This is a genomic window from Oerskovia flava (assembly GCF_026163685.1).
Taxonomy (GTDB): domain Bacteria; phylum Actinomycetota; class Actinomycetes; order Actinomycetales; family Cellulomonadaceae; genus Oerskovia_A; species Oerskovia_A flava.
The window spans coordinates 77,672-104,250 of record NZ_JAOXSR010000003.1 but is presented as its reverse complement, the minus strand read 5'-3'; the positions used below and the strand labels follow the sequence as shown (position 1 = coordinate 104,250).

General features: G+C 73.7%; 25 protein-coding genes. 18 read left to right on the top strand and 7 right to left on the bottom strand.

All coding sequences use genetic code 11. From position 1 onward, the window contains the following. Positions 1-36 precede the first annotated feature (36 nt). From OHL10_RS07410 to OHL10_RS07390, 5 genes are all read left to right on the top strand, one after another. The gene (locus tag OHL10_RS07410; protein WP_265521561.1) at positions 37-1,644 is read left to right on the top strand and encodes an asparaginase; all 1,608 of its coding nucleotides are present in this window, start codon (positions 37-39) and stop codon (positions 1,642-1,644) included. 277 nt (positions 1,645-1,921) lie between these two features. After that, positions 1,922-2,842: a glycoside hydrolase family 19 protein gene (locus tag OHL10_RS07405; protein WP_265521560.1), complete on the top strand. Its 921-nt coding sequence runs from the start codon at positions 1,922-1,924 to the stop codon at positions 2,840-2,842. 81 nt (positions 2,843-2,923) lie between these two features. Continuing rightward, the gene (locus OHL10_RS07400; protein WP_265521559.1) at positions 2,924-3,919 is read left to right on the top strand and encodes a TIGR03885 family FMN-dependent LLM class oxidoreductase; all 996 of its coding nucleotides are present in this window, start codon (positions 2,924-2,926) and stop codon (positions 3,917-3,919) included. Further along, complete coding sequence (locus OHL10_RS07395; RefSeq protein ID WP_265521558.1) at positions 3,916-5,622, top strand: alpha-amylase family protein; 1,707 nt, start codon at positions 3,916-3,918, stop codon at positions 5,620-5,622. The genes OHL10_RS07400 and OHL10_RS07395 overlap by 4 nt, the downstream gene beginning before the upstream one ends. Next, positions 5,619-6,029: a YchJ family protein gene (locus OHL10_RS07390; protein WP_265521557.1), complete on the top strand. Its 411-nt coding sequence runs from the start codon at positions 5,619-5,621 to the stop codon at positions 6,027-6,029. Before OHL10_RS07395 ends, OHL10_RS07390 begins: the two co-directional genes overlap by 4 nt. On the opposite strand, the gene OHL10_RS07385 is transcribed toward OHL10_RS07390, so the two are convergent. The 3 genes from OHL10_RS07385 to OHL10_RS07375 form a co-directional block, all read right to left on the bottom strand. Then, positions 6,002-6,286: a hypothetical protein gene (locus tag OHL10_RS07385; protein ID WP_265521556.1), complete on the bottom strand. Its 285-nt coding sequence runs from the start codon at positions 6,284-6,286 to the stop codon at positions 6,002-6,004. The genes OHL10_RS07390 and OHL10_RS07385 overlap by 28 nt on opposite strands. Continuing rightward, positions 6,283-6,915 carry a hypothetical protein gene (locus tag OHL10_RS07380; RefSeq protein WP_265521555.1) on the bottom strand — a complete coding sequence of 211 codons (633 nt, stop codon included), beginning with the start codon at positions 6,913-6,915 and terminating at the stop codon, positions 6,283-6,285. The genes OHL10_RS07385 and OHL10_RS07380 overlap by 4 nt, the downstream gene beginning before the upstream one ends. Before the next feature lie 66 nt (positions 6,916-6,981). Beyond that, positions 6,982-7,860, bottom strand: a complete 879-nt coding sequence (locus tag OHL10_RS07375) for a hypothetical protein (protein ID WP_265521554.1) — start codon at positions 7,858-7,860, stop codon at positions 6,982-6,984. Positions 7,861-8,108: 248 nt separating this feature from the next. On the opposite strand from OHL10_RS07375, the gene OHL10_RS07370 reads away from it, so the two are divergent. The 6 genes from OHL10_RS07370 to OHL10_RS07345 are packed head-to-tail and all read left to right on the top strand — an operon-like array spanning position 8,109 to position 15,626. Then, positions 8,109-9,227, top strand: a complete 1,119-nt coding sequence (locus OHL10_RS07370) for a FecCD family ABC transporter permease (RefSeq protein WP_265521553.1) — start codon at positions 8,109-8,111, stop codon at positions 9,225-9,227. After that, positions 9,224-10,036, top strand: coding sequence for an ABC transporter ATP-binding protein (locus OHL10_RS07365; RefSeq protein ID WP_265521552.1), 813 nt, complete (start codon positions 9,224-9,226; stop codon positions 10,034-10,036). Before OHL10_RS07370 ends, OHL10_RS07365 begins: the two co-directional genes overlap by 4 nt. Next, a complete protein-coding gene (locus OHL10_RS07360; protein ID WP_265521551.1) occupies positions 10,033-11,058 on the top strand; it encodes an ABC transporter substrate-binding protein in 1,026 nt (341 codons plus the stop codon). Before OHL10_RS07365 ends, OHL10_RS07360 begins: the two co-directional genes overlap by 4 nt. A gap of 3 nt (positions 11,059-11,061) precedes the next feature. Next, on the top strand, positions 11,062-12,741 hold the full coding sequence (locus OHL10_RS07355) for an ABC transporter ATP-binding protein/permease (RefSeq protein WP_265521550.1): 1,680 nt from the start codon (positions 11,062-11,064) through the stop codon (positions 12,739-12,741). A 14-nt stretch (positions 12,742-12,755) separates the two neighbouring features. After that, complete coding sequence (locus tag OHL10_RS07350) at positions 12,756-14,438, top strand: ABC transporter ATP-binding protein (protein ID WP_265521755.1); 1,683 nt, start codon at positions 12,756-12,758, stop codon at positions 14,436-14,438. 30 nt (positions 14,439-14,468) lie between these two features. Beyond that, positions 14,469-15,626: a threonine aldolase family protein gene (locus tag OHL10_RS07345; protein WP_265521549.1), complete on the top strand. Its 1,158-nt coding sequence runs from the start codon at positions 14,469-14,471 to the stop codon at positions 15,624-15,626. Here OHL10_RS07345 and OHL10_RS07340 read toward each other — a convergent pair. After that, on the bottom strand, positions 15,616-16,395 hold the full coding sequence (locus tag OHL10_RS07340) for a copper chaperone (RefSeq protein WP_265521548.1): 780 nt from the start codon (positions 16,393-16,395) through the stop codon (positions 15,616-15,618). The genes OHL10_RS07345 and OHL10_RS07340 overlap by 11 nt on opposite strands. A gap of 3 nt (positions 16,396-16,398) precedes the next feature. Beyond that, positions 16,399-17,964 carry a tyrosinase family protein gene (locus tag OHL10_RS07335; protein WP_265521547.1) on the bottom strand — a complete coding sequence of 522 codons (1,566 nt, stop codon included), beginning with the start codon at positions 17,962-17,964 and terminating at the stop codon, positions 16,399-16,401. Positions 17,965-18,097: 133 nt separating this feature from the next. Between OHL10_RS07335 and OHL10_RS07330 the strand changes: the two genes are divergently transcribed. Further along, positions 18,098-18,511, top strand: a complete 414-nt coding sequence (locus OHL10_RS07330; protein ID WP_265521546.1) for an SRPBCC family protein — start codon at positions 18,098-18,100, stop codon at positions 18,509-18,511. A 36-nt stretch (positions 18,512-18,547) separates the two neighbouring features. On the opposite strand, the gene OHL10_RS07325 is transcribed toward OHL10_RS07330, so the two are convergent. Next, complete coding sequence (locus OHL10_RS07325; RefSeq protein WP_265521545.1) at positions 18,548-21,094, bottom strand: DUF5979 domain-containing protein; 2,547 nt, start codon at positions 21,092-21,094, stop codon at positions 18,548-18,550. Positions 21,095-21,368: 274 nt separating this feature from the next. Here OHL10_RS07325 and OHL10_RS07320 point away from each other — a divergent pair, with 274 nt between their 5' ends. Both OHL10_RS07320 and OHL10_RS07315 read left to right on the top strand, forming a co-directional pair. After that, entirely contained in the window at positions 21,369-22,607 is a 1,239-nt protein-coding gene (locus OHL10_RS07320; RefSeq protein WP_265521544.1) for a glycoside hydrolase family 3 N-terminal domain-containing protein, read from the top strand. Positions 22,608-22,662: 55 nt separating this feature from the next. Then, positions 22,663-23,457: a transglutaminase-like domain-containing protein gene (locus OHL10_RS07315; protein ID WP_265521543.1), complete on the top strand. Its 795-nt coding sequence runs from the start codon at positions 22,663-22,665 to the stop codon at positions 23,455-23,457. On the opposite strand, the gene OHL10_RS07310 is transcribed toward OHL10_RS07315, so the two are convergent. Continuing rightward, on the bottom strand, positions 23,441-23,890 hold the full coding sequence (locus OHL10_RS07310) for a nuclear transport factor 2 family protein (RefSeq protein WP_265521542.1): 450 nt from the start codon (positions 23,888-23,890) through the stop codon (positions 23,441-23,443). The two genes, OHL10_RS07315 and OHL10_RS07310, sit on opposite strands and share 17 nt — an antisense overlap. 115 nt (positions 23,891-24,005) lie before the next feature. Between OHL10_RS07310 and OHL10_RS07305 the strand changes: the two genes are divergently transcribed. From OHL10_RS07305 to OHL10_RS07290, 4 genes are all read left to right on the top strand, one after another. Continuing rightward, complete coding sequence (locus tag OHL10_RS07305; protein WP_265521541.1) at positions 24,006-24,467, top strand: MarR family winged helix-turn-helix transcriptional regulator; 462 nt, start codon at positions 24,006-24,008, stop codon at positions 24,465-24,467. A gap of 10 nt (positions 24,468-24,477) precedes the next feature. Next, positions 24,478-25,098, top strand: coding sequence for a hypothetical protein (locus OHL10_RS07300; RefSeq protein WP_265521540.1), 621 nt, complete (start codon positions 24,478-24,480; stop codon positions 25,096-25,098). 143 nt (positions 25,099-25,241) lie between these two features. Continuing rightward, positions 25,242-25,793, top strand: a complete 552-nt coding sequence (locus tag OHL10_RS07295; RefSeq protein ID WP_265521539.1) for a hypothetical protein — start codon at positions 25,242-25,244, stop codon at positions 25,791-25,793. A 102-nt stretch (positions 25,794-25,895) separates the two neighbouring features. Next, positions 25,896-26,573 carry a YcnI family copper-binding membrane protein gene (locus tag OHL10_RS07290; RefSeq protein WP_265521538.1) on the top strand — a complete coding sequence of 226 codons (678 nt, stop codon included), beginning with the start codon at positions 25,896-25,898 and terminating at the stop codon, positions 26,571-26,573. The last annotated feature ends 6 nt before the right edge of the window (positions 26,574-26,579 follow it).

Genomic DNA, 26,579 nt, shown 5'->3' with positions numbered 1-26,579 from the left:
GGCAGGGCCACAGTCGTCCTGACCGAAAGGCCTCCGTTGAGAACGCTCACACTGACCGTCCCCGCCCGCTTCGTCGCTATCGCGCTCGCCGCCGCGCTCGCGTTCGCGGCGCTCGTCGCCACCATCGCCTACACCGTCGCCGACTCGCGCTCGGGGGCGGCGCTCGCGCAGGCCGCCGGTGCCACCCAACCCGTCCTCGCCTCGGCGCAGAACCCGCTCGGCATCGCCTCGACGTCCTACCGTGCCGCCACCGAGAAGGCCGCCGAGGGCAAGCCCAAGGTCGTCGTCGTCGCGACGGGCGGCACCCTCGCCGGCAAGGCGACCGGCCGCGACACCTACACGAGCTACCGCGCCGGCACCTACCTCATGGACGACCTGCTGGACACGCTGCGACCCGAGATCGACGCGATCGCCGACGTCAGCGCCGTGCAGTTCGGCAACGCGGGCTCGTCCGGGTACTCGATCGCGCAGTTCCACGCGCTGACGGCGGAGGTGGAGAAGCAGCTCGAGACCGCGGATGCCGTCGTCGTCACCACGGGCACCGACACCCAGGAGGAGTTCGCCTACTGGCTCGACCTCACCGTGCAGTCCCGCAAGCCCGTCATCACGTCGGGCGCGATGCGCCCGTGGGGTTCGGGCGACACCCCCGCCGAGGACGCGCTGTTCGGCTCGGACGGGCCCGCGAACCTCTACAGCTCGATCCTGCTCGCCGCGAGCCAGCAGACGTTCTGCTTCGGCACGGTGCTCATGCTCAACGACGAGATCCAGGCGGCCCGCGAGGTCACCAAGTCCAACTCGTACCGCAACGACACCTTCCAGTCCCGCGAGTACGGCGTCCTCGGGTGGATCGACGGACCGAACATCACGCTCGGCCGCGCGCCCGCCCGTGTCCTCGCGTGCGACACCGACGAGTGGTTCACGCCGTTCGACCTCGACGAGATCGCCGCGTCGGACCTGCCTCGCGTGGAGATCCTCATGTCCTACCAGCAGGCCGGCGGTGAGGCCGTGACGGCGTTCGCCGGTGCGGGCGTCGAGGGCATCGTCACCGCGGGGACCGGCGCGGGCGGCATCTCGTCGGCGATGGGCCAGGCCCGGACTGCCGCGATCCGCGACCACGGCGTGTGGTTCGTGACGACGACCCGCACCGGTTCCGGATCGAGCTACAGCGCCGGGAACGGCGTCATCTCCGGCGGTGACCTGACGGCCGTCAAGGCGCGGCTGCTCCTCCTGCTGAGCAGGGCGTTCACCGACGACCTCGACACCGCACGCGGCTGGTTCGCCAGCGTCGGGTCGCCGACCTTCGACCAGTCCGAGGCCGCCGCGACGACGGACCCCGGCCCGGGCGCACCCGACCCCGTGCTCTTCACCGGCGCCGCCGCGACGACCTGCATCGCGAAGAAGCCGCGAGTGACGCTCAGCGTGGCGAACACCGACACCGCGCCCGTCGACGTCACGGTGACCAGCCCGGCGGGCGACCACTCGTTCCGCACCCTCGCCCCCGGTGCGTCCACGAAGCACGCCTTCACCCTCCGGGATCCCGAGCTCGCAGCAGGCGAGGCGACGTTCACCGCCACCAAGATCGTCGACGGCCAACCCATCGAGACAGTCTCCACGGCCGCCTACCCGGCCATCACCTGCCCCTAACCCCGACTCCCTCCCCCCGCCAACCCCACCCCCTCCCCGCCGAACCCGGGGCTGCTGTCGTTCTGCCGGCCAGAACGGCAGTAGCCCCGTGTTCGGCGCCCCGGGGGTGGCGTGGGGCGTGGGGGACATGTACGGGATGTCCACTACGTAGGTTGTCCACCCGGCGTCGGGTCGCACAGGCTCGTTCGTGACCCATCGACGAACGAGAGGCTCGACCATGGCCCACGGACGCACGACATCTCACTCGACCTCCTCTTCCCCACCGGCCTCGGCACCGGTGCTCCGGCGACCCGTCGCGCTGCTCGCCGCGCTGGTGCTGGCCCTGACGACGGCGCTGACCTGGACGGTCGCGGGACCGGCCGCCACGGCGTCGGCGGCGACGTGCGCGGCGGCGTGGAGCTCGTCGGCGGTCTACACGGGCGGCGCGGTCGTCTCGCACGGCGGCCAGAACTGGGTCGCCGGCTGGTGGACGCAGGGCGAGACGCCGGGCACGACGGGCCAGTGGGGCGTGTGGCGCAGCCAGGGTGCGTGCGGTGGCACGGGCCCGGGTCCCGGGCCGGACCCCGAGCCGAACCCCTCGGGCTTCGTCGTCTCCGAGGCGCAGTTCCAGCAGATGTTCCCGAACCGCAACTCCTTCTACACGTACGCCGGGCTGGTCGGCGCGCTGTCGGCGTACCCGAACTTCGCGAACGCGGGCGGCCCGGAGATCGCCAAGCGCGAGGCGGCGGCGTTCCTCGCGAACGTCTCCCACGAGACCGGCGGGCTGGTCTACATCAAGGAGATCAACACGGCGAACTACCCGCACTACTGCGACCAGTCCCAGCCGTTCGGCTGCCCCGCCGGCCAGAGCGCGTACTACGGCAAGGGCCCGATCCAGCTGAGCTGGAACTACAATTACAAGGCGGCCGGTGACGCCCTCGGGATCGACCTGCTGAACAACCCGTACCTCGTCGAGCAGAACTCCGAGATCGCGTGGAAGACGGGCCTGTGGTTCTGGAACACCCAGTCCGGTGCGGGCACGATGTCGGGTCACCAGGCCATCGTGGGCGGCTCCGGGTTCGGTGAGTCGATCCGCTCCATCAACGGCAGCATCGAGTGCAACGGCGGAAACCCGGGCCAGGTGCAGAGCCGGGTGACGACCTTCCAGCGGTTCGCGCAGATCCTCGGTACGACGACGGGGTCGAACCTCTACTGCTGACCGGCACCACCGCGGGCGTCCGGCCCGCGACGGTTCGGCGCACGTCGCGCGAGGTGCGCCGAACCACGGTAGGACAGTCGCATGGTGACCATCGGCTTCCACCATTCCCACGAGCAGGTCCACCCGACCGCGCTCCTGCAGGCGGCTCGCACCGCGCAGGACGTCGGCTTCAGGGCGGGCATGTGCTCCGACCACTTCGCCCCCTGGAGCCTGCGGCAGGGCCATTCGGCCTTCTCGTGGGCCTGGCTCGGGGCCGCGCTCGCGACGACAGACCTCCCGTTCGGGGTGGTCGCGGCCCCCGGCCAGCGGTACCACCCGGCCGTCTATGCCCAGGCGGTCGCGACGCTCGCCGCGATGTTCCCCGGCCGCTTCTGGGTGGCGATGGGGTCGGGGGAGAACCTCAACGAGCACATCACGGGCGACGGCTGGCCGAGCAAGCCCGACCGCGACACCCGGCTGCGCGAGTGCGTCGAGATCGTCCGTGCGCTGCTCGACGGCGAGGAGGTCACCCACGACGGCTCGGTCACCGTCGACCACGCTCGTCTGTGGACGCTGCCCGACGTCCCGCCCCGCCTCGTCCTGCCCGCGGTCACCGCCGCGACCGCCGCACGGCACGCCGACTGGGCCGACGGCCTCGTCACGGTGAACCAGCCGGTCGAGACCCTGCGGGACGTCGTGGGCTCCTACCGGGCGGCCGGCGGGCGGGGCGCCACCGCGCTGCAGGTGCACGTCTCCTGGGGCCGGTCCGACGAGGTGGCGCTGCGCACGGCGCAGGACCAGTGGGGTGCGAACCTCCTGCCGCCGCCCGTGAGCTGGGACCTCGACGAGCCCGAGTCGTTCGACGCCGCCCGCGGGGTGGTGTCGGAGGAGGCGCTGCGGCGGACCGTGCTCGTCGAGCACGACGCCGAGCGCCTGGCCGACTGCATCGCCGAGCTGGTCGAGGTCGGGTTCGACGAGGTGTACCTCCACCACGTCGGGCAGGAGTTCGACGAGTTCTTCGACGTCGCGGGCGCCGAGCTCCTCCCCCGGCTCTCGGCGGCGTTCGGCACCGACGAGACGGCTGGTGAGAGCTCATGAGGATCCGCGACACGGGTGACCTGTGGTGGAAGAACGCCGTCGTGTACTGCCTGGACGTCGAGACGTTCATGGACTGGGACGACGACGGCGTCGGCGACTTCCCGGGCCTCCTCCAGCGCCTCGACCACCTGGCCGACCTCGGGGTGACGTGCCTGTGGCTCATGCCGTTCTACCCGACCGCTGACCGGGACGACGGATACGACGTGACCGACTTCTACGGCGTCGACCCACGCCTCGGGGAGGCGGGCGACGTCGTCGAGCTCGTCCGCACGGCGCGCGACCGCGGCATCCGCGTCATCGTGGACCTCGTCGTCAACCACACGTCCGACAAGCACCCGTGGTTCCGCTCGGCACGGCGCTCGACGAGCAGCCCCTACCGCGACTTCTATGTGTGGAGGTCCGACGAGCCGCCGCCCACGAGCGACGAGGTCGTCTTCCCCGACCAGGAGGACGCGATCTGGACTCTCGACGAGGGCACGGGTGAGTGGTACCGGCACCGGTTCTACCACCACCAACCCGACCTCAACACGGCGAACCCGCTGGTGCGAGACGCCATCGCCAAGGTCATCGGGTTCTGGGTCGAGCTGGGGATCTCCGGGTTCCGGGTCGACGCCGTCCCGTACTTCCTCGCGGACGCCGCCGCCACGCCCGGCGACGCGATCGAGGACCCGCACGACTACCTCAAGTCCTTGCGCCGGTTCCTGTCGCGGCGCGGCGGCGACACGATCCTCATGGGCGAGGTGAACCTGCCGTACGACGAGCAGCGGCTGTTCTTCGGTGACGACGACGGCGACGGTGACACCGACGGCGACGAGCTGACGCTGCAGTTCGACTTCAACGCCATGCAGGCGATGTACCTCGCGCTCGCACGTCAGGACGCGGGTCCGCTCGTCGGTGCGCTGCAGGCGCGTCCGCCCATCCCGCGCGACGCCCAATGGGCGACGTTCGTGCGCAATCACGACGAGCTGACCCTCGACAAGCTCACGGACGACGAACGCGCCGAGGTGTTCGCGGCGTTCGGGCCCGACGAGGACATGCAGCTCTACGGTCGCGGGCTGCGCCGCCGGCTGCCTCCCATGCTCGACGGCGACCCGCGCCGGGTCCGGATGGTCTACTCGCTGCTCTTCTCGCTGCCCGGCACGCCCGTGCTGTTCTACGGCGAGGAGATCGGCATGGGCGAGAACCTGGCCTCCGCCGGTCGGATGGCGGTCCGCACGCCCATGCAGTGGACGTCCGAGAAGAACGGTGGCTTCTCCCGCGCGGCGCCGAGCCGGCTGGCGGGTCCCGTCGTGGAGGGCGGGTTCTCCCCGGAGCACGTCAACGTCGCCGACCAGCGCCGCGACCCTGACTCGCTGCTCGCGTTCGTCCAGACGCTCGTGCGGCGCTACCGCGAGTGCCCCGAGCTCGGTTGGGGCACGCCCGAGGTCGTCGAGCAGCCGCACGCCACCGTCGTCGTGCTGCGCACCACGTGGGAAGATGCGTCGATGATCACGCTGCACAACCTCGCGGCCGAGCCAGTGGTCGTGCCGCTGACGCTGGCCGGCACGGGCAGCGGGGACGCCCCGGAGGGGACTCGCCTGGTGGACCTGCTGGCTGACGGCGAGTGCGCCGTCGGGCCGGGCGGGCGGACCGAGGTGTCGCTCGACGCCTACGGCTACCGCTGGCTGCGCGTGAGCGAGCCGGGGTCGCGGCGGCTGCTGTGACGGCCGCCCGGCCGCTCGCCGACGACGCACGCTGCCCGTGCCTGTCCGGCGACCTGTACGGGGTCTGCTGCCGGAGGTTCGTCTCGCGGGCGAAGGACGCACCGACCGCCGAGGCGCTGATGCGCTCGCGCTACACCGCGTTCGTCACGGGCGACGCCGACTACCTGCTGGCCTCGTGGCACCCGAGCACGCGCCCGGAACGCCTCGACCTCGACGACGACCTGGTGTGGCGCCGGCTCGACATCCTCGCCACCGAGCACGGCGGCCCGTTCGACGCGTCGGGCGTGGTGGAGTTCGTCGCGCACTACCGCGACACCGCGGGCGGGCGCGGGCAGCTGCACGAGGTGAGCCGGTTCGTCCGCCGGGACGGACGGTGGTTCTACCTCGACGCGTCGGTCTTGCGGTAGACCGGGCCGCGGCGGACCTTGCTCCACCCCCACAGGAAGAACACCCCGGCGGCAGGCAACAGACCCACACCGAACCAACGGGCGTAGTTCACCTGCCCGTCGTAGCTGCCGCCGAGCAGGCCCACGAGCAGGGCGACGGTGAAAGCGAAGCAGATCGCCGCCATCAGGAGCATCCACCGTGCCATCGCCGGGGCGCTGCGCACCAGCTTCTGGTGGCGGAGCTCCTCGTCGGACGGCGGCACCGGGACCTGGCTCATCGCAGCGCCTCCAGCAGGGCGGCCATCGCCGCCGCCTGGTCGGTGAGCCGGACGTCCTGGACGGTGAGGCGGCCCTCGGCGTCCGCGGGCTCGGTCGCGAGCTGCCAGGTACCGTCAGCCTCCCTGCGCACGCTCGCGCTCGTCGACCCCGCCGCGGTGGTGACCTTGACGCTCGCGGCGACGGCCTCGCCGGCGGGCGTGACGTCGATCCCCCGCCGGGCGAGGTCGACACCTCCCTCGACCAGGTCCGTGCCCTCGTTGACGGGCAACGCGTCCCACACGTCGAACCCGCGCGGCGTGATCATCACACCGCCGGCGCCGGCGCCGACGAGGATCGCGGCGTCGGACGACGTGCCGCGCACGATCCCGACCTCGATCCAACGGTCCGCTGCGGTGAGCGCGCCGGCCACACCGCCGGCGTTGCCCACCGCGGTGATCGTGCCGTCCTGGATCGTGACGAGCTCTCGGGCGAGGAGCGAGGCGAGGCCGGCCTTGCGGGGCTGCAGCGGCCCGTCCGGGTCCGGCAGGCGCAGGCTCGCCGCGGACTGCGTCGCCGCCGGACCCTCACGGAGCGAGATCAGGGTGACGAGCTCGAAGGTGGTCACGGGGAAGGTCGCTGCGGGTGCCAAGGTGTCTCCTGGGTCGAATCGGTGCGCGGGCCGTCACGGGCGGGTGGTGCTGGTCGAGAGCTCGGGTCAGCCGAACGGGTTCAGTCTACGAAGGGGTGCGGTCACGTCGTCGACGAAGCTGGCGGTCGCGTCCGCCGCGGAGCTCAGCCCCGAGACGACGTTGCCCCCGACGTCGCCGACGAACCCGGTCGTCGCGTTCCAGGCGTCGCTCGCCATCCCGCCGATCCACTCGGTGGTCTCCATGCCCTCGGGCGTGAGGAGGTTGAGGCCGCCCCACACGACGCCTGCCACGCCGATGCCGGCCGCCACCGCCCAGCCGACCGGGTTCGAGGCGAGGGCGAGGACCGCCACCGTGGCGCCGGCGCCGCCGATCGCGGTGCTGATTACGCCGTCGGCCGTCGCCCAGCCGTTGCCCTCGGTGATGCCCGAGTACATCTCGGCGATGCCGTCCGCCATGGTCACGAGGGACAGCACACCCGCGGCACCCGTGAGGAACCGCGAGCCCTGCGCGATGTAGCCGAACTCGTCGAGGAGGCCGACTGCGGTATCGGCCGCACCGACCACGGTCCCGGCGAGCGTCGACGCCGTCCCGACCCAGTCGGGCAAGCCGAAGAGCCAGCCGGAGTCGTCCTCGGAGCCGGCTCCACCGCCGCCACCACCGCCGGGACCCGTGCCGCCCGAGCCACCGGAGCCTCCCGGACCGCCGGACCCGCCGCCGATGCCGCCACCGGCGGCATCGCTCGTGCCCTCCTGGTCGTCCGCGTTGCGCATCAGCGCGTCCGCCTGCACGCTCAGCGCTTCGGCGGTGCTGAGCAGCAGCGGGTAGCTCGTGCCGTTCCACGTGCTGAGGAACTGCGCCTGGTCCGGCCCTTGCCAGGCGCTGCCCGACACCTGCGGCGACACGGTCGACCCGATGGTCCGCAGCCGGTCAGCAGCCGCGCTCATGTCACCCGCCAGCTGACGCAGTCCTTGGATGTCAGCGCCCCACAACCCCTGGCTCACGCGACTCCCATCGTTCGTGGCCCCCACAGGCCTCCTGTACCAGCGCGCTCACCCTAGCCGCGCGGGCGACGACGCACGATGGGGAGTTCTCTCCACGGACCACCCCCACCACGCCGAACAAGCGGTTTCTCGGCGACCTCTGGCCACTCGTGCGATTTGGTGCTGATATCAGTTCTCAGTATCGTCGCTGTGTGCTTCAAGCCCTCCGGCGCTCGTCGGCAGATTCCACGCCCGTGCGCCGGGCCCCGAACCGTCCGCATCCGCTCGCCCGGCGCGCCGCCCTGCTGACCACGACGCTCGCCGTCGTCGCGCTCCTGCTCGTCGTCGTCTCCGGGGCGGTGGGGTCGGTGGCGGTGACGCCGCTGCAGGCGGCGCAGATCGTCGTCGGCCACCTCGTGCCGGGGATGCCGTGGATGAGCGACGGGTCGCTGACCCCGCTGCAGGACCAGGCCGTGTGGCAGTTCCGCCTCCCGCGGGTGCTGCTCGCGGGTCTCGCCGGAGCGGGTCTCGCGCTGGCCGGGGCGCTCATGCAGGTCACGGTGCGCAACCCGCTCGCCGAGCCGTACATCCTCGGGGTCTCGTCGGGCGCGAGCGTGGGCGCGGTCCTCGTCATCGTCCTCGGCTCCGCGGCCGTCGGCGGGCTCTCGCTCAACGTCGCGGCGTTCATCGGGGCGCTGGTGGCGTGCGGGTGCGTCGCGGCACTCGCCCGCAAGGACGGCGCGCTGTCCCCCACCCGGATGATCCTGTCGGGCGTCGCGCTCGGCAGCCTGTTCAGCGCGATCACGAGCTACCTGACGATCTCGACCGACGCGCAGAACGTCGTGAGCGTGCTGTTCTTCCTGCTGGGCAGCGTCTCGGCCGCGACCATGACGAGCCTCGTCGGGCCGACGATCGCGCTCGTCGTCGGGTGCGTCGTCGCCGGAGGGCTCGCGCGCTCCCTCAACGCCTTGCTCACCGGAGACGAGTCCGCAGCCTCGCTCGGCGTCGACGCGACCCGGCTGCGCGGGGTGCTGCTCGTCGTGGCGTCCCTGCTCACCGGCGCCGTCGTGTCGGTGGCGGGTGGCATCGGCTTCGTCGGGCTCGTCGTGCCGCACGTCGCGCGCATCGCCGTGGGCTCGGACCACCGCCGCACCCTGCCCGTGACGGTGCTCGGGGGTGCGGTGTTCCTCATGGCGGCGGACCTGCTGGCGCGGACCGTCGCGGCGCCGACGGAGATCCCGCTCGGGATCCTCACGGCCTTCGTCGGGGCGCCGTTCTTCCTGTGGCTCATGCGCCGCGCCGGGTCCGAGCGGGCCGGGTTCGGCCGATGAGGGTCGAGATCGAGGGCGTCACCGTCACGCTGGGCGGACGCGACGTCGTGCGCGACGCCTCGCTCGTCGTCGAGCCCGGCGAGATCATCGGCCTCGTCGGCCCCAACGGCAGCGGGAAGTCGTCGCTGCTGCGCACCCTCTACCGGGCGGTGCGACCGAGCGCCGGTGCCGTGCGCGTCGGCGGCGACGACATGCTCACGCTGAGCACTCGCGAGGCCGCGCGCCGGGTCGCGGTCATGCTGCAGGACCCCAGCACGGAGTTCGACCTCGACGTGTACGAGACCGTGCTGCTCGGCAGGGGCCCGCACCATGCGACGTTCGGCCGCGACACCGCGGAGGACGTCGCCATCGTCGAGGAGGCGATGCGCCGCACCGAGGTCGACGACCTCGCCGACCGGATGGTCGCCACGCTCTCCGGCGGGCAGCGCCAGCGGGTCATGCTCGCGCGCGCCCTCGCGCAGCGCAGCCCCGTCCTCGTGCTGGACGAGCCGAGCAACCACCTCGACATCAGCCACCAGCACGACCTCATGAGCACGGTGCGCGGCCTCGGCCGCACGGTCGTCGCGGCCCTGCACGACCTCAACCTCGCCGCGCAGTACTGCGACCGTGTCGTCGTGCTGGCCGCCGGACGCGTCGTCGCCCACGGCGCTCCCGGCGTCGTCCTGACTCCCGACCTCGTGCGCACGACGTTCGCCATCGACGTGCAGGTGCTGGGCGACCCACCCGTCTTCGCCTTCCGACCCCTGGCGCGTGCCGCAGGCACGCCCGACCGCATCACCGTCCCCCGAGCAGAGAGCACCCACCCATGACGACCTCCCGTTCCTTTCCGTCGCCCACCGCACGCCGCACCGCGGTGCTCGGCGTCGCCGTCGCCCTGCTGGCCGGCTGCGGCCAGTCGGTCGCGGCCGACCCGGCACCCGGCGCGTCCGGCGACGAGGACGCCCCCGTGACCCTGGAGAACTGCGGCCGCGAGATCGTGATCGACGACGCGCCGGCGGCCGCCGTCGGGATGCACCCCGCCCAGACGGAGCTGCTCCTGCGGCTCGGCCTCGCCGACCGCCTCGCCGGCCAGGCGCAGGCCGGGGCGCAGGCCCTGCCCGACGACGTCGCGGACCTGGCGCAGGGCGTGCCGGTCATCGGCGACGTCATGCCCCCCGCGCGGGAGGACCTCCTCGCCGTCGAGCCCGACCTCGTCTACTCCCCCACGACGTACGAGTTCACGGCCGAGCAGGGCTTCGCGAGCATCGACCAGCTCGAGCAGGCCGGGTCGGCCGTGTACGTCGCCACCGGTGGGTGCGCCGAGCGCCGGATGACCGCCGAGGTCACCGACCTGTTCACCGACCTCGAGAACCTCGGGGAGATCTTCGACGTGCAGGACGCCGCCGCCGAGCTCGTGGCGCAGAGCCAGACCGAGCTCGACGAGGTCGGTGCGGCCGTCGCCGACGTCGAGCCGCTGCGCGTCGCCCAGGTCTACGTGGAGGGCACGACGTTGTCCGCGATCGGCGCGGGCGTCGAGTACGACATCCTGCGCCAGGCCGGGGCGGACAACGTCTACGCACCCGACCAGCCGGCCTTCGCCGACTTCTTCGCGGCGACGATCACGCCGGAGTCCCTCGCCGCCGAGGAGCCGGACGCGCTCGTCTTCTCCGTCTACGACGACGCGCACGAGGCCGCGACGCGCGCGTACCTCACCACGACGTTCCCCGACATGCCGGCCGTGCGCGAGGACCGTCTCATCGCGGTCTCCAGCGCCGACGTCTTCCCCGGCACGCTGGGCAACGTCTCGATCGTGCGGCAGATCGCCGAGCAGCTCTACCCCGACGCGTTCTGACCGGTGCTCCACCGTCAGCTTCTGCGGATCGCCGGCGCGGCCCGGGGTGGCATCGCCGTCCTGGCCGGTGCGGGCGTCCTCCTCGGTGCGCTGCACGTCGCGTTCGCGGTCGGCGCGGGCGCCGCGGTGGGAGCGGTCGTGCGCGGGACCGGGGACGTCGTGCCCACGCTCGCCGCCCTGGCCGTGGTCGCGACGGCCCGGGCCGTCCTCACCGCGGCGCAGGCGCCCCTCGCGGCACGCGTCGGGGTCGGGGTGCGTGTGCGACTGCGCACCCGGCTGCTCGACCGCCTGCCCGCCGTGCCCGTCGCGGAGCGGGACTCCGGGCGGGTGGCGGCGACGGTGCTGGACAGCGTCGACGGGCTCGACGCGTACTGCACCCGCTACCTTCCCCAGCTCGTCGTCGTGGCCGTCGTGCCCGCCGGTGTCGTGCTGCTCGTGGCGACCTACTCCGCCGCAGCGGCCTGGGTGCTCGCGGCGGCGGCCGTCGTCGCCGTGCTGCTGCCGCGCCTCGGCGACGTGCGGCTGGTGCGTCACGGTCGGCGCCGCTGGCAGCGGTTCGAGGAGCTCGCGGGCGACTACGTCGAGGCGCTGCAGTCGGTGCCGCTGCTGCGCTCCTTCGGCGCGGCCGGGCGCACCGGGGACCGCCTCGGCGACCGCGCCGAGGCCCTGCGTCGCTCGACCATGGACCAGCTGCGCCTGTCCCTCGTGGACACCGGGGTGAGCGTGCTGGCGATGCAGCTCGGCACGGTCCTCGCGGTCGTCGTCGCGCTCGGCGGCGTGATCGCGGGCGAGCTGCCCGCCGACCGTGCCGTCGTCGTCCTGCTCCTCGCGCGCGAGTGCTTCCGCCCGGTGTCCGACCTGGCGCGGCACTGGCACGCCGGGTACCTCGGGCTCACCGCGATGGACGGCATCGAGCGCCTGCTGTCCGCGCGGCCCGCGGTGCCCGACGACGGCACCCGGGACGCGCCCGCGACCTCGCCCGCGGGCGTCGACCTGACGGACGTGACGTACCGCTACCCCGGGACCGGCGTCGGCGTCAGCGACGTGACCCTGCGGGTCGCCCCCGGCGAGACCGTCGCGGTGATCGGGCCGTCCGGGTCCGGCAAGAGCACGCTCGTGCGGCTGCTCGAGCGTGACGTCGACCCCGACCGCGGCACGGTGCACGTCGGTGGGGTCGACCTGCGGACGTTCGACCGGACCGCCCGCGCACGCAGCGTCGTCGTCGTCCCCCAGGACCCGGTGCTGTTCGCGTGGACGGTGGCGGACAACCTGCGCCTGTACCGCCCGGAGGCGACCGACGCCGAGCTCGAGGACGCCGCCCGGGCCGCCGAGGTGCACGACGTCGTGCTGGCCCTGGCGCAGGGCTACGACACCGTCCTGGCCGAGGACGGCGCCCAGCTCTCGGGCGGTCAGCGCCAGCGGCTCGCCGTGGCGCGGGCCCTCGTCTCGCGGGCGCCCGTGCTCGTGCTCGACGAGGTGACGTCGGCGCTCGACCCCGCGACCGAGCGCCGGCTGGTGGGGGCAGTCGCCCGGCGGGACGCGCACCGCACGACGATCGTCGTCGCGCACCGGCCCGGGGCGTGCGTGCACGCCGACCGGTGGGTCGGGCTCGACGGTGGTCGCGTCGTCACCACCGGCGACGGTCCGCCGACCGCCCAGGTGCTCGCGGGGGCCGTCCGATGAGGTCCGTGCTGCGCATGCTGCCGGTCGTCGCGACCCACCGGCGGCTGTTCGTCGAGACCGTGGTGTGGAACGTCGTCGCGCAGGTCGCCGTCCTCGCCGTCGCGCTGGGGCTCGCCGTGGCGGTGGGACGGGTCGTCGCCGGGGAACCCGTCGCCCTCGCCCCGACCGCGGGGATCCTCGCCGGCCTGTGCGCCGTCGCGGCCGGCGCCGCCTGGCGCGAGTCGTGGGTGTCGCACGACCTGGCGTACCGGCTCATCGGGGTGCTGCGGGGCCGGGTCTTCGCGTCCCTGCGCCGCGCGCTGCCGGCACGCAGGCGCCACCGGCACTCCGGCGACCTCACGACCACGGTCGTGGCGGACATCGAGACCCTCGAGTGGCTGTACGCGCACACGATCGCGCAGACGGTCGGTGCGGGACTTGTGCTCGGCATCAGTGCGGCGGCGTCGGCCACGATCTCTCCCCTGCTGCTGCTCGTGTGGGTGCCGCTCCTCGTCGTCGGTGTGGTGGTCCCGCGCGCCACGGCCCGGCGCGCACGCCGGGACGGGGAGGCGCTCGCCGCCGGCAGGGCGCACCTGCGCACCCAGGTGATCGACACCGTGCGCGGGCTGCGCGAGCTCTCCGGCGCGGACGCGCTCGGCGCCCAGCTCGGCCGGGTCGCTACCGGCACCCGGACCCTCGGCCGCCTCGAGGTGCGCGAGGCCTCGCGCCTCGGGGCCGAGCGCGGCGCGGAAGACCTGCTCTTCGCGGGTGCGGCGCTCGGTGCGATCTGCGTCGCGCTGCTCGACGGGGCAGCCGTGGAGCCGTCGAACGTGCCGCTCGCGGTGACGGTCGCCGTCGCCGGGCTCGGGCCTGCCGCCCAGATCGCCGACCTGCTGCGCAACACCGGCACCCTGCGCGCGGCGGCCGCCCGCATCACGGACGTCCTGGACCTGGCTCCCGCCGTCGGCTCGGACAGCGCGGCGGGGCGGGGCGCCGCGAACAGCTCGGCCGACCATGAGGAGGGCCTCGTCCTCGACGACGTGACGTTCTCCTACGACGGCGCCCGGCCCGTCCTGACCGGGCTCTCGTTGCACGTCCGACCCGGCGAGGTCGTGGCGCTCACCGGGGCGTCCGGGGCGGGCAAGACGACCGCGGCCCGGCTCGCCCTGCGGCTCTGGGACCCGGACGCGGGCTCCGTCCGTGTCGACGGAGTCGATGTGCGCACCCTGCCGGACGACACGCTGCGCCGGCTCGTCGCCGTCGTCCCGCAGTCCTCCCCGCTGCTGCGCGGCACCGTGCGGACGAACATCGTCCTCGGCGATCCCGACGCCCCGGACGCGGTGGTCGAGCGGGCGGCGCACGACGCGGGCCTGCTGCGCCCCGACGTCGGGCTGCCGCTCGGCCTGGACACCCCCGTCGGTGAGCACGGGCACGGGCTCTCCGGCGGCCAGCGCGCCCGCGTCGCCATCGCGCGCGCTCTGCTGCGCGACCCGCGGGTGCTCGTCCTCGACGAGGCCACCGCGTCGCTGGACCACGAGGCGGACGCCGCGCTCATGGAGCTGCTCGCCGCGTCCCAGCACCGCGCCACGCTGGTCGTCGCGCACCGAAAGGCCACGATCGACGCCGCGGACCGCGAACTCCACCTCCCCTCCCCCGCCGAACAGGCGGTTTCTCGGCAGGATCAGCGCGTCGTGCCGAGAAACCGCCTGTTCGGCTAGCGCGGGGGGTCCGGCGCCTAAGGTGGGGGCGTGTTTGATGTCGCCGCCCATCCTTCGTCGTTCGCCTCGGACAACTACGCGCCCGCGCACCCGGAGGTCCTCGCGGCCGTCGCGGCGGCGAGCGCCGGGCACGTCCCGGCGTACGGCGCCGACCCGTGGACCGCGCGCCTGCGCGAGACCGTCCGCGCGGAGCTGGGTGAGCACGCGGTCGTGCACCCGGTGCTCAACGGGACGGGCGCGAACGTCGTCGGGCTGATGTCGGTGCTGCCGCGCTGGGGTGCGGTGATCACGTCCGAGCACGCCCACGTCCACGTCGACGAGAACGGGGCCCCGGAGCGTGTCGGCGGGCTCAAGCTGCTGCCGCACGCCGCGCCCGACGGTCGGCTCGGGCCCGACGTCGTCGACGCGCACGTCGGCGACCTGGGCGACCCGCACCGGGCGCAGCCGCTGGCCGTGTCGATCACGCAGGCGACCGAGCTCGGCACCGTCTACACCCCCGAGCAGGTGCGGGCGGTCGCGGACCGGGCGCACGCGCACGGGCTGCGTCTGCACGTCGACGGCGCCCGGATCGCGAACGCGGCGGCCGCCCTCGGGGTGTCCCTGCGCGAGCTGACGACCGACGCCGGGGTCGACGTCCTGTCGTTCGGCGGCACCAAGAACGGCCTGCTGATCGGCGAGGCCGTGATCGTCCTGCACCAGGACGCGGCCCAGGACGCGGGCCTGGGCCCGCGCACCGGTGCCGATCAGGGCGCGACCGGGATCGAGCACGTGCGCAAGATGACCATGCAGCTGGCGTCGAAGATGCGGTACGTCTCGGCGCAGCTCCTCGCCCTGTTCGAGCCCGACGACGCGGGCGAGCCCCTGTGGCGGCGCAACGCCCGGGGGGCGAACGCGATGGCCTCCCGGCTGCGCGCGGCCCTCGACGACGCCGACGGCCTCACGTTCACCCAGGCGACCGAGGCGAACGCGCTCTTCGCCGTGCTGCCCCGGACCGCCGCAGCCGCCCTGCGCGAGCGCTTCGCGTTCTACGACTGGGGGCCGGCGCCGGCGAGCGCGGCGGAGCGGCTCGACCTGCCCGCGACGGACCTCGTGGAGGTGCGCTGGATGTGCTCGTGGGACACCACCCCGGAGGACGTCGACGCGTTCACCGACGCCGTGCGCACGGAGACCGCCCGCCTCAGCCGGTGACGACGACCACCGCGGTGAGCACGAGCCCGGTGGCGATCGCGGGCCGCGCGGACTCCGCACCGCGGACGAGCTTCTGGGACCACACGACGAGCGCGGCCGCGACGGTGAGCAGCAGCGGGTGACCTGCAACCGCGACCGCCGCCATCAGCGGCCCGCACAACCGCAGGCACACCACGCCGTGGTGCCACCCGTAACGGACGGCCGAGCGGTCCGCCGCCCGCCCGGTGTACCGGACGGGCAGAGTCCGGTGGCACGCGCGCAGGGCGCGCCGGGCCGGACCACCGAGCTGCCAGAGCGCCGCACCGACGAGCAGCACCGCGACGACGAGAGGCCACCAGGACGCCGGGACCAGGACCGGCGCCAGCGCGTGGGCCACCGCGACGACGACCCCGAGCGGCGCCCACGCAGCGGCGTACCCGGCGGCGAGCAGGGCGATCGTCCGCTGCCGACGACGGCGGTCGCTCACGAACGCCGCGTACCGGGCCGCCGGGACGAGGCCGGGCAGCATCATCGCCGCCACCATGAGCGTCCAGAGGCCGAACCCGACGGCGACGCCCGCGAGCGCCCCGCTCCCCGCGCCGCCGGGCGGGACGGCCACGGCGAGGTCGGCGGCCGGGGTCGGTGCGCCGTCGTGCCCCGGGTGCCCGACGGCGGCCCACGCCCCGGGCGGCTCACCGCCCGTTCCCGGCCACCACAGCGCCACGGCCAGCGGGACCCACGCGGCGGCCGCGGCGACGAGCAGCGGGATCTCAGGATGCCGGGCGCGCACGCGTCACCCGTCTCCCTGCACCAGGAGGCGGACGGTCTCGACGAGGATCTCCGGCTCCCCGCCGTCCTGGTCCGGCTCCCCCGACTCCTCCTCGAACGAGCGGAACGACAGGTGTAGCGAGGCCGGGTCCCAGCGGCCCTGCGCGCGCAGCTCGCGCGCCACCTCCGTGACGTCGAACGTGTAGGTCAGGCCGTGGGAGGCCGCGTCGGACATGGACTCCACGAGGCCGAACAGCGGCAGGGTCCCGACGAACGCCGCCTCGTCCTGCTCCGGGCCGGCGTACACGGCGTACGGGCCGGTCGGGGGTGCGCTCGCGGTGATGTGCTCGAGGACGAGCAGCAGCCGCTCGGGACCGGTGTCGGCCGGCCGGTCGGTGGCGCGCAGGGCCTGTCGGCGCTCCCGGTCGCCGAGCCCGAGGTCCAGCTCGTCGCTGCCGTGCCGGCGCAGGTGCACGGGTGCCTCGCTGACGGCGACCACCTCCGGGGGAGCCGTCGGTCCGGCCGGCGCGCGCCGTTCGGCGTCCCCCGGCTCGTCCGGGCCGACACCCCGTCCGGCGATCGGTGGCGCGGGCCGCTCGGGGCGGATCCCGCGGCGGGCGCGGTCGCGCAGGACGGAGTCGGGCACGTCGGTGCTCTCGTAGGTGTACCCGAGCGTCGGGGTGTCGAAGACGTCCGCCCAGTCGAGGACACGCCGGGCGCCGGTGACGTCGAGGAACTCGAACGACTCGGTGAGCCGCTCGAGGTCCGGGTCGACGCCGACGTGGGTGCGCCACACCTCCCACAACCGGTCGATGTTCGCGTGGTGGAGCCAGAAGATCGGGTCGCCGCCGGCGCGCTCGAAGCTGAACATCGACCCGCCCGGCCCGCCGACGACCACGTGGACGTCGCCGTGGGGGGTTCGTTCGACCGCCCCGAGCGCCGGCCCGTCGCTGTGCATGAAGCCGGTGACGGGTCCGCCGAACGTGGGGACGTCCATGTGCTCGGAGGTGAAGTGCTGCTCGGCGAACCAGGCGACGGCGGTCGTGCTGTGCAGGCCGAGCCCGAGGTTCCCCGCGTTGATCCCGGGCCGCCGCGCGTCGTCGAACAGCGGGTTCGGGGCGCCGTCCACGACGGGTTCGCGGAACGCGAGCGGCAGCGTGCGAGCGGGGTCGTCCGCAGGCCCGCGGTCGTAGTCCCAGTAGGGCAGCGCCCACGTGTCCTTCACCTCGTCGGACACGTCCGGCATGCCCTGGATGATCGACCGGCAGATCGCCTCGAAGTGGTACAGGTACACGCGGTGCCACGGCAGGAAGTACCAGGTCTGGTGCTGGCACTCGTTGCGCAGCCCGTCGAGCGGGTCCGGGACCATGCCGTGCACCTGGGTGTGGTGGGTCCAGGACAGGTGCCCGACGTCGGGCCCCTCCTTGAGCGCGCGGACGGCAGCGGCGTAGGCGCTGAGCACCGGGTGCGGCGGTGCACCCGGGGGCTGCAGGTTCCACACGTCGCGGCGCACGTACGCGGGCGGCGCCGTGCGGTGGCGGCCCCGTGGAGCGGTGGACGAGTCGGGTGCTACCTGGTGCAGTGTGGACATGGTGCCCTCCGTCGGACGCGACGACCTCTCCACAGCAGGGAGGGAGCAGCAGCACCGTCTGATGCAGCCGCCGGGCTGCTGGAGCAGCGTCGTGGCGCTACCGTCAGGAGCACCCCAGAGTCGAGGAGCCACCATGCCGGGACTGACCGCCACCTGCAGCATCCACGTCGCGAGGCCGCCGGCCGTCGTCTGGTCCGAGATGCTCCACCCGGGCGCCCGGTGGATGCTGGGGATGAACGTGGAGACCGACTTCCGGCCCGGCAGCCCGGTGACGTTCGAGGGCCACTACATGGGCCGCGAGTTCGCGGACTGGGGCCAGGTCGTGGCGGTGGAGCGTCCGCGCCTGCTGCGCTTCACGCACTACTCGCCCGCCACCGGGCTCGAGGACGTGCCCGAGAACTACCACGACATCAGCATCACGCTCGAGCCCGACGACGCGGGCACCACCGTGCGGGTCGTGCAGGAGAACGTGGCGAGCCCCGAGCGGGTCCGGCGAGCCGAGGACACCTGGTGCCGGGCGCTCGCGACGCTCGCCGGTCACGACTGACCGGCGAGCGTCACGGGCGGGGTGCCGCGAGGAGGCTCAGGCCCGACGGCGCCTCGCGAGCACCAGCGTGAGCACGCCGCCACCGACCAGCAGGCCGGCGAGGGTCGCGAGGACGGCGACGTCGCCACCCGTGGTGGCGAGCGCGCCACCGGTGCCGGTCGCGGTGTTCGTCAGCTCGATCTCGACCGACGCGTCCACCGGGACGGTCACGGTCGTGACCCGGTCACCGTCGACGGTGAACACCGGGGTGCCCCAGGAGACGCCGTCGAACGCCGGCAGGTCGACCTCGTCGAGCGAGACGACCGTCCCGGCCGGCAGGTCCTGCGGGCCGTCGACGACCGTGCCGTCGGCGAGGACCGCCAGCGTCCCGGTGACAGGTTCGCCGTCCTGCTCGTAGGCGTAGGCGACCGTGAACTCGGTGTCGTCGGGGACCGTCGACGCGGCTGTGCCGGTGACGGACTTCGCCACGGAGAACCCGCCCACGGCGCCCTGCGAGACCGCCGTGTTGGTCAGCGTGATCTCGGTCTGCTCGCCCGCCCCGATCGTCAGGGTGTCACCGGGCTCGCCGTCCACGCTGAACACGGGCTCGCCCCACGTGATGCCCGCGACCTCGGGCAGGTCGGCCTCGGCGAAGAACACCTCGGTGCCGTCCGCCAGGTCCTGCGGGCCCTCGGTCACGGTGCCGTCGGCCAGGAGAACGAGCTCGCCGACGACGAGGACCTCACCGAGCTCGTAGCCGAACCACACCGAGAACTCGGTGTCGGCCGGCACCAGCGGGGCACCGTCGCCGTCGACGACCTTGAGCATCGAGAAGCCGCCGGTCTCGTCCGCGACGAGGGCGGTGTTGGTGAGGGTGACCGCGACGTCCTCGCCGTCGAGCACGGTGATCGTCGCGGACGGCGCGAAGACCGGCTCGCCCCACAGGACGCCGTCGACCTCGGGGAGGTCGATCTCGGTGAAGGTCACCTCGGTCCCTGCGGGCAGGTCCTGCGGGCCGGCGACGACCGCGCCGTCGGCGAGCACCGTCAGCGTGCCGGTGACGGTCTCGCCCGCCAGCTCGTAGGAGTACCCGACCGTGAACTCGGTGTCGTCGGGAACGGCGCCGGCCGCCTCGCCCGTGACGTCCTTGGCGAGGGTGAAACCACCGGTCTGCGTCGGGTCGACGGTGTCGGCGGTGTTCGTCAGCGTGACGGCGACGGTCTCGTCGGCACCGATCGTGACCGACGCGGAGGGCGTGAAGACCGGCGCGCCCCAGGTGACGCCGTCGACGTCGGGCAGGTCGCCCTCGGCCAGCGTGACCACGGTGCCCTCGGCGAGCCCGGCCGGGCCCGTGACGGGGACGCCGTCGGCGCGGACGACGAGGGTGCCGGTGACGGTGCTGCCGTCCGCCTCGTAGGAGTAGTCGACCGTGAACTCCGTGTCGGCGGGGACGCTCTGCGCACCGCTGCCCACGACCTCCTTGACGACCGTGAAGGTGCCGCCCGTGACGCACGCGAACGGACCGGGGCCGATCCATGGGTAGTTGTGCTGCTCGTTGCCCACGCCCGACGTCGTCAGGTCGCCACCGACGAGCACACGACCGTTGGTGCTCGCGGTGATCGTCGTGTCCGCCGCCGGCGCCAGGATCGTCCCGATGAACTGGCTGGACCCACCGATCTCGAGGGTCGGCGTCTGCGCGAAGTTCCACAGGAGCGCCGAGGACGCGTTGCCGATGTCGGGCGAGGTCGTGCCGTCGACGCGGTCACCGTTCCAGGCGACGTAGTTCGGCGAGAAGGTGACGTCGGCGGTGCCGGTGACGTTGACCGCGATCGGCGTCCACTGCGGCATGTCGTCGACGTAGATCTCGGTCACGCCCGCGAGGTCGGCCGCGTCGACCGTGACGACGAAGAGCTCGGGAGCGGGCTCGCCGGCCCCGGGGCCCGTGATGCGCAGCTGGTTGCCGGTCACGTCGGCGGGGGTCCCCGGCAGTGCGGCGAGGTCCGCCGAGGCGTCGACCACGACGTCCTGGAAGGTCGCGTACGGCGCCATGGCGGCCGCCTGGCCCAGGCCGGTCTGCACCGGTGCGCCCGGCGCGCCGTCGGTCCCCTCGGTGCTCAGGGCGCCGGAGGCGGTGAGGCTGCCGCCCACGTTCACGGCGCCGCCGCCCGGCACCAGCGACCCGACGGTCACGCTCGTACCGTCGGCCACGGTCATGTCGCCACCGACGGCGAGCATCACCGAGCCGCCGGTCGGGACGATCTGCGAACCGGCCCCGACCGTCCCGACGCTGAAGTTCCCGGGTGCCTCGAACGTGGCGTCGCCGCGGACGAGCAGCAGACCCTCCGACTCGGCCGCGCCACCCGTCGCGGTGTAGTTGCCGCCCGCGTAGACCGCGACGTTGTCGTCGGTCCACAGCGGGTCGTTGCCGATGCCGGGGAACTCCCCGTCCGGCGGGCACTGGGGTGCCGGGTCGGCCGCGGCGGGCAACGCCTGCGGCCCGACCGCGAGCGCCGCCGCACCGGTGAGGGCGAGGAGAGCGGCGGCAGCGGCCGCGACGATACGGCGGGCGGGACCGGGTCGGCTCGAGATGCCTGGAGAAGTCATGGGTGCTCCGGTGGTGAGGCGACGGCGACGTCCGTGGTCGGGACGTCCGCCAGGTGCAGGTTAGTACGAGGTGGTTACGAGATGGGACGACGGCGGGACCGGATCATGACGAGAACGAGTCAGTGATGTAGGTCACCATGGTGCGCACCAGCATCCCACGGGCACCCCACCACCACCCGCGCTGACGACCGTCCTGCCGACAACCCTGAGCGTCCGCACCCGCGGTGACAGGCACCACGGCGCTGACCACTACCGTTGCCCGCGGAGGTGTCGCGTGCAGACAGGTCAGGGACGTCGGACGGTCGTGTGGAGCGTCGTCGGTGTGCTCGCGGCAGCGCTCGTGGGGGTCGTCGCATGGTTCACGCTGGGCCCCGGGGCGGACCGCGGGCAGGAGCCCGCTCCGCCGACGACGGGCGCCGCGACGTCGGACGCGCCGATCGAGGACCCCTCACCGGACCCGTCGCCGCCGCCCGAGCCGGACGCCGACCCGCTGGCGGGCTGGACCATCGAGCAGAAGGTCGGCCAGCTCCTCATGGTGGGCGTGGACGTCAGCGGCCCCCAGCAGGCGAGCTACGACGCCGTGACGGACCTGCACGTCGGGAACGTGTTCGTCGCGGGCCGCAGCAGCGAGGGGGCCGGGCCGGTGACCGACCTCGTCGAGTCGTTCACGTCGTTGGTGTCGGACGAGACGACGAACGGCACCCCGATGTTCGTCGCGACCGACCAGGAGGGCGGGTACGTCCAGGTGCTGCGCGGTGACGGGTTCTCCGACGTCCCGACGGCGCTCGACCAGTCCGCGCTCGACCCCGCCGCGCTCGAGGAGGACGCGACCGCGTGGGGCGCGGAGCTCGCGGCGACGGGCATCAACCTCAACCTGGCGCCGGTCATGGACCTGGTCCCCGAGGAGACCGCGGCCCAGAACCCGCCCATCGGGTACTACGAGCGCAACTACGGCTTCACGCCCGACGTCGTGGCCTCCCACGGGAACGCGTTCACCGCCGGGATGGTCGCCTCGGGTGTCGACGCCACGATCAAGCACTTCCCCGGCCTCGGGCGCGTGACCGCCAACACGGACACCGCGGCCGACGTCGTGGACGACACCACGACGCGCGACGACCCGTCGGTCGACCTCTTCCGTTCCGGAATCGACGCAGGTGCGGTGTTCGTCATGACGTCGACGGCCGTCTACACGCAGATCGACGACTCGGTGCCTGCGGCGTTCTCCCCCGTCGTCGTCGACGACCTGCTGCGCGACGAGCTCGCCTTCGAGGGCGTGGTCATCACCGACGACGTGTCCGCGGCCGTGCAGGTCCAGGCGTGGAGCCCGGCCGAGCGCGCCGTGCTGACGATCGCCGCGGGCGGGGACATGGTCCTGGCGTCCGCAGACCCGGGCGTGGTCGCCGAGATGGCCGACGCGATGGTCGAGCGGGCTCGTGACGACGCCGACTTCGCCGCGCAGGTCGACGCCGCCGTGCTGCGAGTACTCGCCGCGAAGGAGAGACTCGACCGCTGAGCCGCGGTCCGACCGACCCGCAGCACGCCGCACGTCCCTACGGAAGGCCCACCCCGTGCACCGCACCGTCACCGCCCACCTCGTCCTCGACGCGGACGACCCCACCGACCTCGTCCTGTCCGTCGCCGTCCCCCGCGGCGCGTACACGCTCGACGAGGAGCTCGACGTCCGCGGCGGGGTCGCCCTCGACGTCACCGAGATCGAGACGCGCCACGGTACCCGGGTGCACCGCGTGCAGGCGCCCGCGGGCCGGACCGCGATCGAGTACCGCGCGACCGTGGCCGGGCAGGACGACCCCCCGCCCGTCGCCGAGGCCGACCTCGTCGAGTACCTGCGACCCAGCCGCTACGCCGAGTCCGACAAGCTGCTCGCCTTCGCGGTCGACCAGTTCGGCGGGCTGTCGGGGGCGGAGCTGCTCGACGCCGTCGTGGACTGGGTGTTCGAGCACCTCGCGTACGTACCGGGTTCGAGCGGACCGACCGACGGGGCGATCGACACGGTCCTCACGCGCACCGGGGTGTGCCGCGACTACGCCCACCTCGTCGTCGGCCTGCTGCGCGCCATGGAGGTCCCGGCACGCCTGGTGTCCGTGTACGCGCCCGGGCTCGAGCCGATGGACTTCCATGCGGTGGCCGAGGCGCACGTCGACGGGTCGTGGCACGTCGTGGACGCCACGCGACTGGCGCCGCGCAGCACGCTGCTGCGCATCGCGACCGGCCGCGACGCCGCCGACACCGCGTTCCTGTCGAGCTACGGCGGCCGGATCACGCTCCAGGAGCTCGAGGTGACCGCGACCAGCGCCGGCACCCTGCCGGCCGACGACGGGACCCGGCTCAGCGTGCTGCGCTGAACCGGCCGACCGGCGCGAAGGAGGACCAGACGGGCGTCGAGCGGACCGACGTGAGCCGCCACCCGGCCGCGGTGCGGCGCGCCTCGAAGCGGTAGACCGCTCCCAAGGTCACGGGGCGGTCCGGGTCGGGTGCTTGCCGGGCGAACGTGGCCACCAGGTTCGCCCGGACCTGCGCACGGTCCCCGTCGAGACCGACGAGGACGTTGCTGATGACGTGCTGGATGCCGTCGCCCGGCGCGTGGTTGCGCGCGGCCTGGGCGACGAGGGCGTCGATCCCCGCCGCGACACCACCGGGGGTGTGGGCTGCCGCGTCCTCGGTCAACAGCGGCCGCAGGTCCTCGAACCGCCCCTCGTCGAGCGCGGCGCCGAGGCGGTGGACGAGCGTCGTGATCCGGTCACGGTCGCAGCACGCGTGGACCTCGGGGACGGGCATGGCGACCTCCTCGCTCACCGTTGGCACTGCCAACGGATTTGTGGGTAGCGCCAACAGCAGAGGTCGTTGGTGCTACCCACAAGGGGTCTCGCCCACGAAAAGATAGGCTGCTGCGGTGGACATCGAGAGCGCACCGGCGCGACTGCGCGAGCTGCCGAGCTGGTTGATCAACCAGGCGGCGCTGGACGCGTCCCGCCGTGTGACCGACGAGCTCAGCACCGTCGGCGCCCACCGCTCGCACTTCGCACTGCTGGCAGCGCTCGACGAGTTCGGGCCCGGCAGCCAGGCGGACCTCGGCCGCCGGTGCGGCATCGACCGCAGCGACATGGTGGCCCTCGTCGACCGCCTCGCTGCCGAGGGCTACGTCGAGCGCCGGGACGACCCGGCCGACCGCCGTCGCAACCTCGTCATCCTCATGCCCGAGGGTCGCCAGCGGCTCGCCGCACTCGAGAGCGTCCTCGCGGCGGCGCAGGACCACCTGCTCGAGCCGCTCTCGGAGACCGAGCGCGAACGTCTCACGGCCCTGCTGACGATGCTGGTGACCCGCCGCCCGACGTCGCTGACGGTCGACGGGTAGGGTGTCGCGCGTGGACGAGCAGCAACGGCGTGCGGCGCACCTCCTGCGCACCGTGCTGCTCTCGACCACCACGCTCGGTGTCGCAGCCACGGCGCACGCGACCGGCGGCGGCGAGCTGCCGACCGGGCTGGGCCTGCTCGCGCTCGGCTCGCTCACCGTCGCGGTGTCCTCCGCGGCGGCCCGGGCCCGCGCACGCGTCCTCGTGCTGGTTCCGCTCCTCGCCCTGCTCCAGCTCGTGCTGCACCACGGGTTCTCGATCCTCGCGGCACCACCGGCCGGGACCTCCCTGCCGGGCGTGATGACCCACCACGGCACGACCGCGCTCGCGGGTGCTGCCACCGGGTCCGTCGCGCACACGACGCACGGCGTCGGTGCACCGATGCTCGCTGCGCACGCCGCCGCCGTGCTGCTCACCGCGGTCGCGCTGGTGGCGAGCGAGCGTGCCGCGGGCTTCGCGCTGGCCGTGTGGTCGTGGCTGCTGCCGGCGCTGACCGACGTCTTCCGACCGTCGACGCCCGCGCGAGCCCGGACGACACCCACCGGACCCGTCCGGACGACGGCGCTCGCGAGGCTGGTCCGCACGGCCGCGCCACGCCGGGGCCCTCCGGTCCGTCTGCCCCTCCCCGCCTGACCACAGAGGCGTGCGCCGCGACGGCGCACGTGCTCGTGCGCACCCGGGTGAGCGGGCACGACCACCTCCCTGGACGACGCCTGCGTGCCGCGACGAGCTCACGTCCGCGCCCGGCGTCCCCGCACAGCCGAAGGGCCCCGACCATGACGTCACCCGGTGTGGGACTGATGCGCGGTGCGCGAGCGGTGCTGCTCGCCGTCGCGCTCGTCGCGCTGTCCGCGCTCTCCCACCGGTGGGCCGGTGGCGCCGACCCCGGTGTGGTCCCGCTCGTCGCCCTCGGGGTCCTCACGGCGGTCGCGGTCGGACCGATGGCCCGGCGACGCCTGAGCCTGGTCCGGCTGATGGGCCTCCTCGGGGCGGGACAGGTCGTCCTGCACCTCGTCCTCGACCGGTGCGCCGAGCTCGGACCAGCACTCTCCGGCATCGCCGTCCACGCGACGCACGCGGCGCACGGGCGGATGCTCCTGGCCCACGTCGCGGTGACGGTGGTCGTCGGCATCGCTCTCCGGTACGGGGACGACGTGCTGTGGCGACTGTGGGCATGGCTGGCACGGGACAGGGTCCCGGGCGCGCCGCGAGCGCTCGTCGCCCGCGCGTCGCGGAGCTTCCCCTCCACGGTGCACGTACCGCGACGCGTCGTGGTGCGGGGGGCGGTGCAGCAGCGAGGGCCTCCGGCCCTCTGCGTGCTCCGCTGACCCTGTCATACCCCCGGGACGTCCTCGACGTCCCGCGCCTCGACGACGGCCCCGTCCCGGGCCCTTCGTCGAGTGCGCCGTCGAACCACCGAGAGGCACATCATGAAGAAGCTCCTGCACGCCGGCGCCGCCGGCGCCCTCACCGCCGGCCTGGTCCTGGTCGGCTCCGGCAGCGCGTCCGCGCACGTGACCGTCGTCCCCGACACCACGACGGCCGGCGCCTACGCGCTCCTGACCTTCGGGGTCCCCCACGGCTGCGGCGAGTCCGCGACCACCGAGGTCTCCCTGCAGATCCCCGAGCAGATCATCACCGTCACCCCCACGGTCAACCCCGGCTGGGAGATCGAGAAGGTGATGGCCACGCTCGACGAACCCGTCGACGACGGTCACGGCGGCCAGTACACCGAGCGCGTCGCCGAGGTCGTCTACACGACCGACACCCCGCTCCCGAACGGGTACCGCGACGCCTTCGTGCTGTCGGTCAAGCTCCCCGACAGCGCCGGGGACACGCTCGTGTTCCCGGCCGTGCAGACCTGCGAGGAGGGCGAGAGCGCCTGGGTACAGCTCCCTGCCGAGGGCCAGGACCTGGGTGATCTCGAGATGCCCGCACCGATGTTCGAGCTCACTGCCGCACCCGCCGACGAGGAGGGCGAGGCACAGGCAGACGCCGCGGTGGACGGGTCGACCTCCGCCGTGTCGTGGGTCGCGCTGGCCCTCGGTGGCGCCGGCCTCCTGCTCGGCGGCGCGGCGTTCCTGCGCTCGCGCCGCGCGACCAGCTAGGTCGCT

Coding starts and splice junctions, on each gene's coding strand:
- OHL10_RS07400 (WP_265521559.1), top strand. CDS start 2,924: ATGGTGACCATCGGCTTCCACCATTCCCACGAGCAGGTCCACCCGACC.
- OHL10_RS07395 (WP_265521558.1), top strand. CDS start 3,916: ATGAGGATCCGCGACACGGGTGACCTGTGGTGGAAGAACGCCGTCGTG.
- OHL10_RS07385 (WP_265521556.1), bottom strand. CDS start 6,286: ATGAGCCAGGTCCCGGTGCCGCCGTCCGACGAGGAGCTCCGCCACCAG.
- OHL10_RS07375 (WP_265521554.1), bottom strand. CDS start 7,860: ATGAGCGCGGCTGCTGACCGGCTGCGGACCATCGGGTCGACCGTGTCG.
- OHL10_RS07365 (WP_265521552.1), top strand. CDS start 9,224: ATGAGGGTCGAGATCGAGGGCGTCACCGTCACGCTGGGCGGACGCGAC.
- OHL10_RS07360 (WP_265521551.1), top strand. CDS start 10,033: ATGACGACCTCCCGTTCCTTTCCGTCGCCCACCGCACGCCGCACCGCG.
- OHL10_RS07350 (WP_265521755.1), top strand. CDS start 12,756: ATGCTGCCGGTCGTCGCGACCCACCGGCGGCTGTTCGTCGAGACCGTG.
- OHL10_RS07335 (WP_265521547.1), bottom strand. CDS start 17,964: ATGTCCACACTGCACCAGGTAGCACCCGACTCGTCCACCGCTCCACGG.
- OHL10_RS07330 (WP_265521546.1), top strand. CDS start 18,098: ATGCCGGGACTGACCGCCACCTGCAGCATCCACGTCGCGAGGCCGCCG.
- OHL10_RS07325 (WP_265521545.1), bottom strand. CDS start 21,094: ATGACTTCTCCAGGCATCTCGAGCCGACCCGGTCCCGCCCGCCGTATC.
- OHL10_RS07310 (WP_265521542.1), bottom strand. CDS start 23,890: ATGCCCGTCCCCGAGGTCCACGCGTGCTGCGACCGTGACCGGATCACG.
- OHL10_RS07295 (WP_265521539.1), top strand. CDS start 25,242: ATGACGTCACCCGGTGTGGGACTGATGCGCGGTGCGCGAGCGGTGCTG.
- OHL10_RS07290 (WP_265521538.1), top strand. CDS start 25,896: ATGAAGAAGCTCCTGCACGCCGGCGCCGCCGGCGCCCTCACCGCCGGC.